Annotated in this window: 13 protein-coding genes and 1 tRNA gene; 5 read left to right on the forward strand and 9 right to left on the reverse strand. The window is 63.7% G+C overall.

The genetic code is table 11. The features are described 5' to 3' along the window. Positions 1-63: 63 nt before the first annotated feature. The 5 genes from thpD to AC5RWO_RS17570 form a co-directional block, all read right to left on the reverse strand. Complete coding sequence (thpD, locus tag AC5RWO_RS17550; RefSeq protein ID WP_498732796.1) at positions 64-963, reverse strand: ectoine hydroxylase; 900 nt, start codon at positions 961-963, stop codon at positions 64-66. Between the two features lie 91 nt (positions 964-1,054). Next, positions 1,055-1,453, reverse strand: coding sequence for an ectoine synthase (locus tag AC5RWO_RS17555; protein ID WP_074700189.1), 399 nt, complete (start codon positions 1,451-1,453; stop codon positions 1,055-1,057). A gap of 46 nt (positions 1,454-1,499) precedes the next feature. Beyond that, complete coding sequence (gene ectB, locus AC5RWO_RS17560; RefSeq protein WP_498732797.1) at positions 1,500-2,771, reverse strand: diaminobutyrate--2-oxoglutarate transaminase; 1,272 nt, start codon at positions 2,769-2,771, stop codon at positions 1,500-1,502. Between the two features lie 133 nt (positions 2,772-2,904). Continuing rightward, a complete protein-coding gene (gene ectA, locus AC5RWO_RS17565; protein WP_498732798.1) occupies positions 2,905-3,414 on the reverse strand; it encodes a diaminobutyrate acetyltransferase in 510 nt (169 codons plus the stop codon). 337 nt (positions 3,415-3,751) lie between these two features. After that, positions 3,752-3,824 (reverse strand) — tRNA-Lys (locus AC5RWO_RS17570). 125 nt (positions 3,825-3,949) lie between these two features. Here AC5RWO_RS17570 and AC5RWO_RS17575 point away from each other — a divergent pair. The 3 genes from AC5RWO_RS17575 to AC5RWO_RS17585 all read left to right on the forward strand — a co-directional run bounded on the left by AC5RWO_RS17575 (position 3,950) and on the right by AC5RWO_RS17585 (position 6,566). Continuing rightward, positions 3,950-4,597: a hypothetical protein gene (locus tag AC5RWO_RS17575; RefSeq protein WP_074700192.1), complete on the forward strand. Its 648-nt coding sequence runs from the start codon at positions 3,950-3,952 to the stop codon at positions 4,595-4,597. A 340-nt stretch (positions 4,598-4,937) separates the two neighbouring features. Next, a complete protein-coding gene (locus AC5RWO_RS17580; RefSeq protein ID WP_074700193.1) occupies positions 4,938-5,555 on the forward strand; it encodes a DUF47 domain-containing protein in 618 nt (205 codons plus the stop codon). Beyond that, positions 5,556-6,566, forward strand: coding sequence for an inorganic phosphate transporter (locus AC5RWO_RS17585; RefSeq protein ID WP_498732799.1), 1,011 nt, complete (start codon positions 5,556-5,558; stop codon positions 6,564-6,566). A gap of 101 nt (positions 6,567-6,667) precedes the next feature. On the opposite strand, the gene pstB is transcribed toward AC5RWO_RS17585, so the two are convergent. The 4 genes from pstB to pstS all read right to left on the reverse strand — a co-directional run bounded on the left by pstB (position 6,668) and on the right by pstS (position 10,782). Further along, on the reverse strand, positions 6,668-7,447 hold the full coding sequence (pstB, locus tag AC5RWO_RS17590; RefSeq protein ID WP_074700195.1) for a phosphate ABC transporter ATP-binding protein PstB: 780 nt from the start codon (positions 7,445-7,447) through the stop codon (positions 6,668-6,670). A gap of 31 nt (positions 7,448-7,478) precedes the next feature. Continuing rightward, entirely contained in the window at positions 7,479-8,594 is a 1,116-nt protein-coding gene (pstA, locus tag AC5RWO_RS17595) for a phosphate ABC transporter permease PstA (protein ID WP_498732800.1), read from the reverse strand. Beyond that, positions 8,594-9,523: a phosphate ABC transporter permease subunit PstC gene (pstC, locus tag AC5RWO_RS17600; protein WP_498732801.1), complete on the reverse strand. Its 930-nt coding sequence runs from the start codon at positions 9,521-9,523 to the stop codon at positions 8,594-8,596. Before pstC ends, pstA begins: the two co-directional genes overlap by 1 nt. A gap of 143 nt (positions 9,524-9,666) precedes the next feature. Beyond that, positions 9,667-10,782 (reverse strand): phosphate ABC transporter substrate-binding protein PstS, encoded by a 1,116-nt coding sequence (gene pstS / locus AC5RWO_RS17605; RefSeq protein ID WP_498732802.1) that lies wholly within the window; start codon positions 10,780-10,782, stop codon positions 9,667-9,669. Positions 10,783-11,068: 286 nt separating this feature from the next. On the opposite strand from pstS, the gene AC5RWO_RS17610 reads away from it, so the two are divergent. Further along, on the forward strand, positions 11,069-12,196 hold the full coding sequence (locus AC5RWO_RS17610; RefSeq protein WP_498732803.1) for an FUSC family protein: 1,128 nt from the start codon (positions 11,069-11,071) through the stop codon (positions 12,194-12,196). Positions 12,197-12,235: 39 nt separating this feature from the next. Then, on the forward strand, positions 12,236-13,627 hold the full coding sequence (radA, locus tag AC5RWO_RS17615; RefSeq protein ID WP_498732804.1) for a DNA repair protein RadA: 1,392 nt from the start codon (positions 12,236-12,238) through the stop codon (positions 13,625-13,627). Positions 13,628-13,714: the final 87 nt, after the last annotated feature.

Below are 13,714 nucleotides of genomic sequence, written 5' to 3' on the forward strand. Positions count from 1 at the left end.
TAAACAGCTGCGGCCCGCCTTTGCCAGACGGGCCGCAGCTGTAGGTGGACGGGCTATGGAATATCAGCCCGCCGGCGTGAAGTCCGTTGCCCCGACGAACTCCGGACGCGGTGCGCCGGCGGAGTACGGTTTTTCACAGGTGTTCTCCACGCTGTTGAAGACGATGAACACGTTGGAGCGCGAGAACGGCGTGACGTTTCCGTTCGAGGCGTGCATGCAGTTGCAGTCGAACATGATCGCGCCGCCGGCCTTGCCTTCGAGCACGTCGATGCCGAAGCGGTCGGCGAATTCGGTCAGGATCATCTTGTCCGGGACGCCGGCGCCCTGCATCACCAGGGACTTCTTATAGTTGTCCTCCGGCGTGTTGCCGTCGCAGGAGATGTACTCCTTGTGCGAACCGGGCATGATCATCAGCGGCCCGTTGAAGGAGTAGTTGTCCGTCAGCGAGATCGAGATGCTCACGGCGCGCATCCGCGGCATGCCGTCCTCGGCGTGCCAGGTCTCGAAATCGGAGTGCCACATGAAATCCTTGCCCTCGAAGCCGGGCTTGAAGTTCACGCGGGACTGGTGAATGTACACGTCCGAGCCGAGCAGTTGCTTGGCCCGGCCGACCACCCGCGGGTCATTGGCAATCCGCTTGAAGACCTCGCTGATCTTGTGCACCTCGAAGATCGAGCGGACTTCCTGCGACTTGGCCTCCACGATGGTGCGCTCGTCCGCGCGGACCACCGGATCTTCGGAAAGCCGCTTCAGTTCCGCCCGGAAGGCCTCGAGTTCCTCCGGCGTGATGAGCTGCTCGACGGTGAGGTAGCCCTTTGCCTCGTAACCGGCGAGCGTGGCCTCATCCATGGGTCCCTCAGCCGCAGTTCCCCAGACAACCTTGTCTTCACGGGCTTGGACGCTGGGCTTTTCTGCCACACGTGTCGGATAAACATCAATGCGTGGTTCTGCTGTTGCAGTCATTCCTATCCTCCTCGTTTTCCTTTTTTGCTACCGATAAGGAAAAAGCCCGGCCAGCTTTGGGCTGATCGGACTTTTTACCTGACCGGGGGTCTTAGTGGGCTGGTTCTTCAACCACCAGCGGGTAGACGCCGTTTTCGTCGTGGACTTCGCGTCCAGTGACCGGCGGGTTGAACACGCAGGCCATGCGCAGCTCGGTGGTGGCGCGCACGGTGTGCTTCTCGTTGCCGTCCAGCAGATACATCGTGCCGTCCCGCAGGTCGTGGACTTCACCGGTGACCTCGTTGGTCAGCGTGCCTTCACCCTGTACGCAGTAGACGGCCTCGATGTGGTTCGCGTAGTGGAACGTCGACGTCGTACCGGCGTAGATCACGGTGTCGTGGAACGAGAAGCCCACGCCCTCCTTGGCCAGCACCATACGGCGGCTGCGCCAGGTTTCGGACTTCACGTCGCGGTCGGTGTCGTTCAGATCGTTCAGGTTCACAACAAGCATGGATGCTCCTTAAGTCTTGGGGTAAATCTTCGGGCAGCGGCGCTGGTTAGAGCGCGCCGACCAATTCGCGTGCACCGGTGACGGTCTTGGCAGCCTCGATCAGGATCTCGAGACCGCGCTCCAGCTCCTCAGCGGTGATGGTCAGTGCCGGCATAAGCTTGACAACTTCGCTCTCGGGGCCGGAGGTTTCCACCAGCAGGCCCTGCTCGTAGGCAGCGGCTGCGATCTTGCCGGCGGTTTCGGTGTCCGGGAAGAACACCCCGGCCAGCAGGCCGCGGCCGCGGACGCTGGCGCCCTCAACCGTAGCGGCGAGGCGCTCAAGACCGTCGTGCAGCTGGCCGATGCGGGCAGCAACCTGCTGCTGGAAGGCGTCATCGCGCCAGTACGTGTTCAGTGCAGCGGTGCCGGTCACGAAGGCCGGGTTGTGGCCGCGGAACGTTCCGTTGTGCTCGCCCGGCTCCCAGACATCGAGTTCCGGACGGAACAAGGTCAGCGCCAGCGGCAGGCCGAAGCCGGAGATGGACTTGGACAGGCAGATGATGTCCGGGGTGAAGCCGGCGTCCTCGAAACTGAAGAACGTGCCAGTGCGGCCGCAGCCGGCCTGGACGTCGTCGACGATCAGCAAAATGTCGTGCTTCTTGCACAGCTCGGACAGGCCCTTGAGCCAACTCAGGCGCGCGGCGTTGAGGCCGCCTTCGCCCTGGACGGTCTCCACGATGACGGCGGCGGGCTTATCCACGCCGGAACCGCTGTCTTCGAGCACGCGCTCCAGCCACAGGAAGTCCGCGGTCTCGCCGTCGAAATAGTCGTCGTAGGGGATCTTGGAGCTGTTGGTCAGCGGGATGCCGGCGCCCTTGCGCTTCATCGAGTTGCCCGTGACGGACAGCGAACCCAGCGTCATGCCGTGGAACGCGTTCGTGAAGCTAAGGATGTGCTGGCGGCCGGTGACCTTACGGGCCAGCTTCAGGGCGGCCTCGACCGAGTTGGTGCCGGTGGGGCCGGGGAACATGACCTTGTGGTCCATGCCGCGCGGCTTGAGGATGACCTCCTGGAAGGTTTCCAGGAAGCGGCGCTTAGCCGGGGTCTTCATGTCCAGCGAGTGCACCACGGCACCGCTGCGCAGGTAGTCCAGCAGCGGCTCGAGCAGCAGCGGGTTGTTGTGGCCGTAGTTCAGCGCGCCGGCGCCGGAGAAGAAGTCAAGGTATTCCTTGCCGTCTTCGGCGTACATGGTGCTGCCCTGCGAGCGTTCGAAAACGGCGGGCCAGCTGCGGCAATATCCACGGACCTCTGATTCAAGCGTTTCAAAAATATCTGTCATGAGAAAGAACTTCCTTCATGTGGTGCGGCCGCTTCGACCTCTTGGGAGGTACGCGAAATGCAGCCGCGGATTAACAAACTGAGAACTGGAGCAAAACTGCGGAGAAAAAGCAGGACAAGCAGGCAATAAATACCTAGTTCAGTGGGCCGATTCGGAATAGGAATTCCGTGTCATGGCCGTCGGGGTACATGCTCCGGGTAAACAGGGGGTCGCGCTCCAACGGAACATTCCGGCGTTCGGCAAAGCTGGAGAACAGCCGCATGGATGCAGCATTGTCGTCGGTGATCGTCGTTTCAACGAAGTCGGAATCCAGCCGTGCGGCCAGCTCGTCGAGCATGGAGGCGGCGAGTTTCTGACCTCGGAACGCTTGGTTCACCGCAACCTGCCACACCATCAAGGTGCCGGGCTCATCGGGGCGCACGAAGCCGGTAACAAAACCGGCCGGTTCATCATCAATGGTGGCGACGACTGACGTCTCCGCAAAGTCGCGGCACCACAGCAAATAGGAATAGGACGAATTCAAATCGAGGACCTGGGAGTCCTTCGCCATGCGCCACAATGCAGCGCCATCATTCAGGGTTGGTTTACGGAATTTTGCTTCTAGCCTCGGACGTGTCTGGGTTTCTGCGAGTTCTTGAACCATCTATTCGACCGTAACGAGATCTGGATGATAATCAACCCGAGATTGGCGGATTTGACACGTTTTCGGCACTCAAGGGTCTCCGCACCCTCTACGATGCATTCCGGCTTTGGCCTTATTTTGATTGGCAATCGGCGAAATGACGGCGGCGGAGATCGCCGGGATAATTATCGTTACCATTCTGTGACATTTGGGATGTGACAAAATCGACATCTCGGCGTAAAAGGTCGGCTGCCGGGGAGCGCCAGCCACCCCAAGCGGCCGATTCAGGCATCCGGAGGCTCCGGTTAAACGGCAGTACCCCTGCCCGACATAGCGTCTGGCAGGGGTACTGCAGCGGTGGGCCCTGCGGGGATCGAACCCGCGACCCGCGGATTAAAAGTCCGATGCTCTACCAACTGAGCTAAAGGCCCGCCAGCCATCCGGCCGGATACAAGACCCGGACCAAATCGACCGCTACTTACTTTATCGCACCCATGCCCCTACGTATGAATCGCCGGTCCTCGACCGATATGAGCCGTAGGAGTATCGTCATGGCATGGACGGAAACAACGGAATTGACGCACCGCGGCCGCATAAGCCAAAGCCATTTGCTCCGTTGGACTTCGAAGGATTCACCGGCGGGGCGGACCCGGCACGGGTTTCCGAAGCAGCCCATCTGGCGGCGCAGGCACTGGTCCACCATGGCCGGGAATCGGATGACCCGGAGATCACCAAGCGACTGGTCAAGCTAGCGGACCAGCAGGGCCTCGAAGCCATTGCTGAGATGTGGGCCGAAAGTCCCGCACGGTCGCTGCCCGGCGCGCTCTGGCGCCTCTATGCCCTGCGCACCGCCACCCAGCAGAACCCCGAGCGCATGTCCGCCTTCTTCAAGGCCGGCAAGGACGTCGCCGAAGTTTCCAAGGTGGTAGCAGGTGTTGCCGAGCCTCCCGGAGCGGACGAAGTTACCAGAATGGCGGACACCATTCTGTCCGGAGCCTTCGACGGCGATTTCGACGTCGCACTGGACCGTTCGGCTGCGTTCTGCCGGGTTGTGGCCCTCGGCCAGACGCACCATGCGGACGCCGCCGAACCCGCCAATGAGAACCATGCGGCAAAACTCACACAGAGTTCCCACCGCCTGATCAAGACGGCGGAGGACCTCGAAGCGGCGGCGGTTGCCTGGCGCCGCGGCGAGCTGGACTAGGCCTGCAGACAGTCCCTTAGAGCCCCGCAGCACGGCCGAGCAAGGCCGTTGAATGCGGGGCATGTTAGCCCTGTCCGGCCTGATTTTCCAGCAGATTTAGCGTTTTTTCCCCGTTATTCCGCGGTGGTTGACATCGATGCTCAGGCGTAGAAAACTGAAGGTGGTGTCGAACTGTGGCAGCCCCGGGCTCCAACTTTTAGCCGCTTTGAGCGGCCATCCGCCGAGAGGCGCTCCCAGTTCGGCACCATTATTTTTGTTCACTTTCAGACGATACTCTTAGCCTTGCGGACGCCCTCAGCTCCGCAGTTTTCTTCCACAGCTAGAGACCTTCGGTGAAACAGTGAAGCTAAGCCTTTTCCCCCAGGAGAACAAGAGCCTGGATCTGCTGACCGAGATGGCGGGTCAAATCCCCCACGGCGTCACCACGCTCTCCGAGATCCTCGGTGCGTCGGCAGATGACTACGATCGGCTTGCCGAAGAGCTGCACCAGCATGATGCCAAGGTTTTCGAACTTCACTTCGCGCTGATGACACACGTGCGCACCAGCTTCATCACGCCGCTGCCCCGCGAGGACCTGTTCCAGATCTCCCGGTACATCGTGGAGGCCTACGAAAAGCTCGACGGCGCCGCCGAGCTGATCGCCCTGAACCGGGTCAAACGGCTTTCCACCAGGGCGTCGGAGCAACTGGAGGTCATCGCCCGCATGTCGGAGCTGACCCGGGACGCGATGGGGCGGCTGAGTTCCCTGCTGGATCTGGATGAGTACTACGTGGAAATGCTGCGGCTGGCCAAGCGTGCGGAGCGGACCCACCGGAACTGGACCGCGGAGGCGCAGAAGGAGCTGAAGACTCCGAACTACCTGCGCCACCGGGACGTCGCCAACCAACTCGTGGAAGTCACCAAGGACTTGCGGCGCGTTTCGAACCACGTGGGCCAGATTCTGATCAAGGAATCGTAGGTGGAGCTGTTCCTGTTCGCAGCAGTCGTCGTCTTCGCCGGATCCTTCGCCTTCATCAACGGTTTCCATGACGTCTCCAATGCCGTCGCCGCTGCTGTCCGCACCCGCGCACTCACGCCGAGCATCGCCGTCGTTCTCGTGGCTTTTTTCAACTTTGCCGGCGCGATGATCTCCACCGGCCTGGCCCTGCTGGTCAGCGAGGCCTGGATCGGCCTGCCGGAAGGGCCTGAGGGCCTCGGGATCCTCATAGCCGGCCTCCTGAGCGCCTGCGGCTGGGGAATCTACACCTGGTGGCGGCGGATGCCTTCCTCGTCCACGCACGCACTGGTGGGCGGGCTGGTGGGCTCCGGCGCGGCTTCGGCCTTCCTGGGCGGGCACAACATCATCGCCGGGGACAATTTCATCGGCACGCAGATAGTCCTGCCGCTGCTGCTCTCCCCCGTCATCGCCTTCGCCATTTCCTACGTTGTGGTGTTTCCCCTGACCTGGATTTCCCGCTACACCGCGCCGAAACGGGCCAACGAAAACAACCGGATGCTCCAATCCATCCTCGCCGGTGCTTTTGCCTTGGGGCACGGGCTCCAGGACGGGCAGCGGACCATGGCCGTGCTGCTGTTGGCGCTGGTCGCTGCGGGAGTGGATGCCGGGGACCGGATGCCGCTGTGGGTCCAGCTGTTCGCGGCGACCCTGCTGGCCGCCGGCAGCCTGTTCGGCGGCTGGCGCCTCTCGCACACGCTGGGCTACCGGCTGGTGCGGATGGATCCGTTGCGCGGCGCCGTGGCGCAGGGCGTGAGTTCGGCGATGTTGTTTTTCGGCGGGATGGCGCTGCACATCCCGCTTTCCAGCACGCACACTATGACCTCGTCCATCCTGGGCGCCGGCGCCAACCAGCGTTTCGACGCCGTCCGCTGGCGTGTGGCAAACCGCGTTTTCCTCACCTGGGTCATGACCGCCGTCGCGACAGCAACCATGGGCGCGGTCCTCTACCTCGCGCTGGATCCGCTGCTGTAGGTTCAGCCAAAGCACGACGGCGGCACCCGGATGGCGTGTAAACCGCCGGGTGCCGCCGTGGGCAGCTGTGCAGACCCGGATGAGTACCGGGGCGCTGTTGGTTAGCCGAAGCGGCCGGAGACGTAGTCTTCGGTGGACTTTTCGCTCGGGTTATTGAAGATGGTGGGCGTGTCGTTGTATTCGATCAGCTTGCCGGGCTTGCCGGTGCCGGCGATGTTGAAGAACGCCGTCTTGTCCGAGACACGGGCGGCCTGCTGCATATTATGCGTCACGATCACCACGGTGTATTCGGTCTTCAGTTCCTCGATCAGGTCCTCGATGGCAAGCGTCGAGATCGGATCAAGGGCCGAGCACGGCTCGTCCATCAGGATCACCTGCGGGGAGACGGCAATGGCGCGGGCAATGCACAGACGCTGCTGCTGGCCGCCGGAGAGACCGGAGCCCGGCTTGTCCAGACGGTCCTTGACCTCGTTCCACAGGTTGGCGCCGGTCAGCGACTTCTCCACCAACGCGTCCGCATCCGATTTGCTGATGCGCTTGTTGTTCAGCTTCACGCCCGCCAGGACGTTGTCCCGGATGGACATGGTGGGGAACGGGTTCGGGCGCTGGAAGACCATGCCGATCTGGCTGCGCACGGTGACCGGATCGACGCCGGGCCCGTAGAGGTTTTCCCCATCCAGGAGCACTTCGCCCTCGACCCGGGCGCCCGGAAGCACCTCGTGCATACGGTTCAGGGTCCGCAGGAAGGTGGATTTGCCGCAGCCGGAGGGCCCGATGAACGCGGTGACGGACCGAGCCTCAATGTTGATGTTCACGCCTTCAACGGCCCGGAAATTTCCGTAATAGACGTTCAGATCATTGACGTCGATACGCTTGGACATAGTGTTCCTTCTCTTGGACGCAGGTGGAGGCTTAGCGGCCGGTCTTGGGGGCGAAGAGGCGGGCAATAACCCGGGCGATCAGGTTGAGTAGCATGACGATCAGGATCAGCAGCAGTGCCGCCGCCCAGGCCCGCTGGGCGCTCGGATCGATGCTCGTCGGCGAGGTGGGGTTCATCAGCTGCCGGTAGATGAACGTCGGCAGGGTGGTCATCCAGCCCGCAAACGCGTTGAAGTTGATGCTGTTGACGAAGCCGGCGGTGACCAGCAGCGGAGCGGTCTCGCCGATGACCCGGGCGATGGCCAGGGTGACGCCGGAAGCAATACCCGAGATCGCCGTCGGCACCACGACCTTGACGATCGTGCGCCATTTGCGCACGCCGAGGGCGTAGGACGCTTCGCGCAGCTCGTTGGGCACGATCTTGAGCATTTCCTCGGTGGAACGCACCACCACGGGGATCATCAGCACGGACAGCGCCACGGCGGCCACAAAGCCGGTACGCGTGGACGGGCCGAAGATCAGGCCGAAGAGCGCCGCCGCGAACAGGCCGGCCACGATCGACGGGATGCCGGTCATGACGTCGACAAAGAAGGTGATGCCGCGGGAGAGCGAGCCGCCCTTGCTGTATTCAACGAGGTAGACGGCGGTCAGCAGGCCCACCGGCACCGATATGACGGTCGCCCAGAAGGTGATCAGGACCGTGCCGACGATGCCGTGGTAGGCGCCGCCGAGCACCGGGGTGCCGTTCTCGACGGTCTCGTTGTCCACCACGCCGGTCATGCCGTTCATGGAGGTGAACAGGAAGTTGGAGGTCATGCCGGGAAGGCCCTTTTCCAGGACTGTCCAGATGACGGAGAACAGCGGCACCAGCGCCACGATGAACGCCGCGTAGATCAGGTTGGACGCGAAGCGGTCCTTTGCCTTGCGCTCTCCCTCAACGGACAGCGTGACCAGGAACCCGGCGATCACGAAGATGACGGCGGAGAACAGCGCCCAGCCGACCACGTGGAAGCCGATCAGCGAGGAAATTGCAGCGCCGAGCACCAACGAGCCGGCCAGCACGGCCCAGATGGCCCACTTCGGCAACTGGTTCTTGGTCAGCGTGTTCTTGCGCAGCGGCGAAGGCGTGCGCGTAGCGGTTTGTGACATTAGTTTGCCCCCGAGAATTCTTTGTGACGGCTAACGATCCAGCGGGCGACCATGTTCACGGCCAGGGTGATGACGAACAGGACCAGGCCGGCGGCAATCAGCTCCGCGAGGCGCAGCCCGAAAGCCTCCGGGAAGTTCAGCGCGATTTCGGCCGCGATGGTCTGGTTTCCGCTCTGGATCAGGCTGGCGATCAGGCCGCCGCCGGAGAGCACCATGGCCACCGCCATCGTTTCGCCCAGGGCGCGGCCCAGGCCCAGCATGACGGCACTGATGATGCCGGCGCGGGCGAAGGGGAAGACGGTCATCCGGATCATTTCCCAGCGGGTGGCACCCATCGCCAGCGCGGCTTCCTCGTGCAGCTTGGGCGTCTGCAGGAAGATCTCCCGGCTGAGCGAGGTGATGATCGGCAGCACCATGACGGAGAGCACGATGCCGGCGGTCAGCATGGTCTTGCCGGTCTGGCTCGCCGGGCCCGCAAAGATCGGGATCCAGCCGGCGTTCTCCGCCAGCCAGACGTAGGGGCCCACCAGGGCGGGCGCAAGCACGGTCATGCCCCACGCGCCGTAAACCACCGAGGGGATGGCGGCAAGCAGGTCGATGACGTAGCCGAGGCCCTGGGACAGCTTCCGCGGGGCGTAGTGCGAGATGAATAGAGCCACGCCAATGGAGATCGGGGTAGCAATCAGCAGCGCGATCGCGGCGGCGATGAGCGTGCCGATCACGATAGGCCAGATGTAGCTCCAGAAGCCGTTCCCGCCGGTGATCTGGGCCGGATCCGCGGCAAAGGTCGGAAGGGCCTGCCACAGCAGGAATACCGCCACGCAGAAAAGGACGAAGAGAATCAGGCAGCCGGCGAACAATGCAATGCCGGAGAAAACCTTATCTCCGGCACGGCCTCTGCTGCCGCTTTCTGTCAATGTGTTGGACACTTCACAACCCTTCGGGCTCCTGTTTTCTAGCGGTCTGGCTTTTGTCAGTTTTCACTGTTTTGTCCACGGGAGCAACGTCGGCTCCCTGACACGGGGATGCCCCGCTCGTCATTTTCGACGGCGGGGCTCCCCTGCGTGCGTTGCTACGAAGCCACCGAGATGGATTCGAGAGCGGTTCCGGCCTGCTCGCGCAGGTTCTCGGAGAGCGGTGCGCTACCGGCGGAGTCGGCAGCAGCCTGCTGGCCTTCTTCACTGATCACGTAGTTGCCGAAGGCCTTGACCAGGTCAACGGTCTCCTGGTCAGAGTACGTGCTGCAGTAGATGTGGTAGGAAACCAGCACGATCGGGTAGGCCCCGGATTCGGTGGTGTCGCGCTTGAGATCCAGGGACATATCGACGTCGCTGCGGCCCTCAACAGGCGTGGCAACCTCAACGGCCTTCGCTGCAGCCTCGGGGCTGTAGCCCACGAACTCTTCGCCGACCTGGACCTTGACGGTACCCAGATCCCCGACGGCGGACGCGTCGGCGTATGTGATGGCGCCATCGGTGGCGCTGGCGGCAGAGACGACGCCGGAGGTGCCCTGGGCGTTCTCGGCCACGATGTCTGCAGGCCAGGCGTCGGAGGGCTCGTCGGTCCAGACGTCGGGAGCGGCGGCAGAGAGGTACTCCACGAAGTTCTCAGTGGTACCGGAGTCGTCAGCGCGGTGGACAACGGTAACGGGGGTATCCGGCAGTTCCACGCCCTCGTTCAGAGCGGCGATGGCCTCGTCGTTCCAGTTCTTGATCTCGCCGCGGAAGATCTTGGCGATGGTCTCGGCGTCGAGGTTCAGCTCCTCGACACCCTCAAGGTTGAAGGCAACAGCGATCGGGGAAACGTAGCCCGGGATGTGGAAGGCACCCTCGGGTCCGCAGACCTCTTTGGACTTCTCCAGCTCTTCTTCGTCCATGTACGCATCCGAACCGGCGAACTGCACGCCGCCGGCCAGGAAGTTGTCGCGGCCGGCGCCGGAGCCGTCCGGGGAGTACTGGACGTTCGCTTCGGGGTTCTGCGCCTGGAAACCGGCGATCCAAGCCTGCATGGCCGAGTCCTGGGAAGAGGCGCCGGCGCCGGACAGCGTGCCGGAGACGCCTTCGGCTGCCGCGGCGCTGCCGCCGGCCTCCGCCTGCGAGCCGGTGGCGTTGTCGGAGCCGCAGGCGGTCAGGGCCAGTGCTGCTACGGAAAGTACTGCGGCCGCGCGGCCGAAGCGGAATGCCTTCACTTTGGGTCCCTTTCAGGGTTAGCAAACGAGATGGACGAAATGCGCGGTGATGGCCGTGCGGTTTCGTACTTCTACGAAGCTATTCGTGTCAGGTAACGAGATTGGCGGGTGAAAATGAACGGAAAGTGAACAGATGCGGGCCATTCGCTAACATCGCCTTCGGTGCTGTTGCTTTTGTGATGGAAATCGTATTAGAGGACCAGCCACCCAGAGCCTTTCCTGGCACTCGTACGACGCACAGCGGCACAGTTCCGAAGGCCCCCGGCTTCCCGCCTAGACTGAACCCATGAGTACCGGCGGCCCTCTCTCCCGAGCCCGTACTTTCCTGCGCAACCGCACCCGCGTGGGTTTCAGCCGGAGCAAGGCTTCTCTGTTTCCGGCTGCACGGATGACACTCTGTGCCGTCGCCGCCTACGTGATCGCCGAGCAGCTCCTGGGCCACGAGGGTCCGCTGTTCGCTGCAACGGCGTCGCTGGTGGCACTGGGCTTCGCCACCGGTCCGCGGTTCCGCAAGGTCATGGAAGTGGCCATCGGCTGCACCTTGGGCATCGCCGTCGGTGATCTGCTCCTGCATTTCCTCGGCTCCGGAATCTGGCAGGCCGCCGCCGTCCTCTTGATCTCCATCCTGCTGGCGCGTTTTCTCGACAGCGGATCCATCTTCTCGACCCAGATGGGCCTCCAGTCCGTGCTGGTGGTGCTGTTGCCGGCTCCCGACGGCGGACCGTTCACCCGGAGCCTGGATGCGGTGGTCGGCGGTGCAATGGCGCTGATCGTGACCATGCTGATCCCGGGCGACCCGCGGTCCGCCCCGAAAACCAACCTGCAGAAGCTGCTCAACGAGCTGGCGTCGGTGCTGCGCGAATGCTCCAATGCGCTCAGCCGCAGCGACTCCACGCTGGCCTGGCACGCCCTGGTCCGGGCTCGCGCCTCGCAGAAGCTGATCGACGAGGTCCGCACGTCCTTTTCGGGCGCGCAGGAAGTGGCCCGGATTTCCCCCGCGTACCGCCGCCACCGCGAAGAAGTGGGCGACCTGCAGAAGTCTGCGGAGATGATCGATCTGGCCATGCGCAACAGCCGGGTCTTCTCCCGGCGCCTGACTTCGGCCATCAACCACGCGGCGATGACCGACGACGCCATCGAGTCCTTCGCCGAGGTGCTGCTGGAAGCCGCCGACGCCGTCGAGGTCCTCTCCGCGGGCCTGTCGGACCCGGACGGCGGTGCTCGCGAACGCCGGCTCAGCTCTGCCCGGAACGAACTGGCCGCCGTGGCCACTCGCCTGCATCCGAAGACCCTGGGCATCCAGAGGCTGGAAGGTGAAGGCCTGGTCCTCGTCTTTCGCCCGCTCATGGTCGACCTCCTCGAGGCGACCGGGCTGACCCATGACGAAGCGGCCGCGTACCTGCCCAAACTGTGACTGGCCGGGATTGTCACACCGTTCCGTTAGCCTGATTCCATGAGTTCGAAGACCGCACGCGCCAAAGCGCCCGCCTACCGATGTGCCGAATGTGGCTGGAGCACCGTCAAGTGGGTAGGCCGTTGCGGCGAGTGCCAGGCCTGGGGCACTGTGGAGGAGGCCGGGGCCGTCATTTCAAGAACGACGCCGGCCGCCGCCGTAGCGAATCCTGCGCAGCGCATCGCGGACGTGGACGCCTCGACAGCGGCTTTTCAGGCCACCGGTATCGGCGAACTGGACCGGGTGCTGGGCGGCGGACTGGTGCCCGGCGCCGTCATCCTGCTGGCGGGCGAGCCGGGCGTGGGTAAGTCCACCCTGTTGCTCGACGTGGCCGCGCGGGTCGCCGGACTAGCCAAGGATGTCCTGTACATCACCGGCGAGGAATCAGCCGCGCAGGTCAAGCTGCGCGCCGAACGCATTTCCGCCATCGCTGACTCGCTGTACCTGACCGCAGAATCGGATCTGGGCATCGCGCTGGGTCAGATCGAAAAGACGGACCCTTCGCTGCTCATCGTGGATTCGGTCCAGACCCTGAGCAGTTCCGCGGTCGAAGGGAGCGCCGGCGGCGTCACCCAGGTCCGCGAAGTGGCTGCCTCGCTGATTAACGCGGCGAAAACCAGGAACATGACCACCATCCTGGTTGGCCATGTCACCAAGGACGGTTCCATTGCCGGGCCCCGCCTGCTGGAACACCTCGTGGATGTGGTCTGCCAGTTCGAGGGAGACCGGCACTCCAGGCTGCGGCTGCTTCGCGCCATCAAGAACCGCTACGGCCCCACCGACGAAGTGGGCTGCTTCGACCTGACCGAAGAGGGGATCGAAGGACTGGCTGATCCGAGTGGGCTGTTCATGTCGACGGCGGCGGAGCCGGTTTCCGGTACCTGCATCACGGTGACCCTGGAGGGCCGCCGGCCCCTGCTGGCCGAGGTGCAGGCGCTGCTCGCGGAGACCTCCAATGCGCAGCCGCGCCGGGCCACGAGCGGCCTTGATTCCTCCCGGGTGGCCATGATGATGGCCGTGCTGCAGCGCCGTGCAGCCATGTCGCTGCACAAGGATGACAGCTACGTAGCCACCGTCGGCGGCGTGAAGCTGACGGAACCGGCCACTGATCTGGCCACGGCGCTGGCCATCGCCTCGGCCAAAAGCAACAAGCCGCTGCCCAAGGGCTTGATCGCTTTCGGCGAGGTGGGACTGGCCGGCGAGGTCCGGCCCGTGCCCGGAATCGGCCGGCGCATCCAGGAAGCGGAACGGCTCGGCTTCACCCATGCCGTCGTCCCTTCTTCCCACGGCGGGCCCGGGCAGGTGCCCAAGGGCTTTCGCGTCAAGGAGGTCGGCACCGTGGCCGAGGCGCTGGATCTGCTCTTCGGCGCGGGCACTGCCAGCCCCATTTAGGCGGGCTGTACCTGGCGCACGGCTCCCGCCATAGCAGCAGTCCTGTGCAACCGCGGCGGCGACGCGCGCCTCGTCGGCATATTATGG

The sequence above is a fragment of the Arthrobacter sp. B055-34 genome (assembly GCF_059090425.1).

Excerpts from the sequence above, each read along its gene's own strand:
- thpD (WP_498732796.1), bottom strand. The coding sequence starts at position 963 with ATGACTGCAACAGCAGAACCACGCATTGATGTTTATCCGACACGTGTG.
- AC5RWO_RS17555 (WP_074700189.1), bottom strand. The coding sequence starts at position 1,453 with ATGCTTGTTGTGAACCTGAACGATCTGAACGACACCGACCGCGACGTG.
- ectB (WP_498732797.1), bottom strand. The coding sequence starts at position 2,771 with ATGACAGATATTTTTGAAACGCTTGAATCAGAGGTCCGTGGATATTGC.
- ectA (WP_498732798.1), bottom strand. The coding sequence starts at position 3,414 with ATGGTTCAAGAACTCGCAGAAACCCAGACACGTCCGAGGCTAGAAGCA.
- AC5RWO_RS17575 (WP_074700192.1), top strand. The coding sequence starts at position 3,950 with ATGGACGGAAACAACGGAATTGACGCACCGCGGCCGCATAAGCCAAAG.
- pstB (WP_074700195.1), bottom strand. The coding sequence starts at position 7,447 with ATGTCCAAGCGTATCGACGTCAATGATCTGAACGTCTATTACGGAAAT.
- pstA (WP_498732800.1), bottom strand. The coding sequence starts at position 8,594 with ATGTCACAAACCGCTACGCGCACGCCTTCGCCGCTGCGCAAGAACACG.
- AC5RWO_RS17610 (WP_498732803.1), top strand. The coding sequence starts at position 11,069 with ATGAGTACCGGCGGCCCTCTCTCCCGAGCCCGTACTTTCCTGCGCAAC.
- radA (WP_498732804.1), top strand. The coding sequence starts at position 12,236 with ATGAGTTCGAAGACCGCACGCGCCAAAGCGCCCGCCTACCGATGTGCC.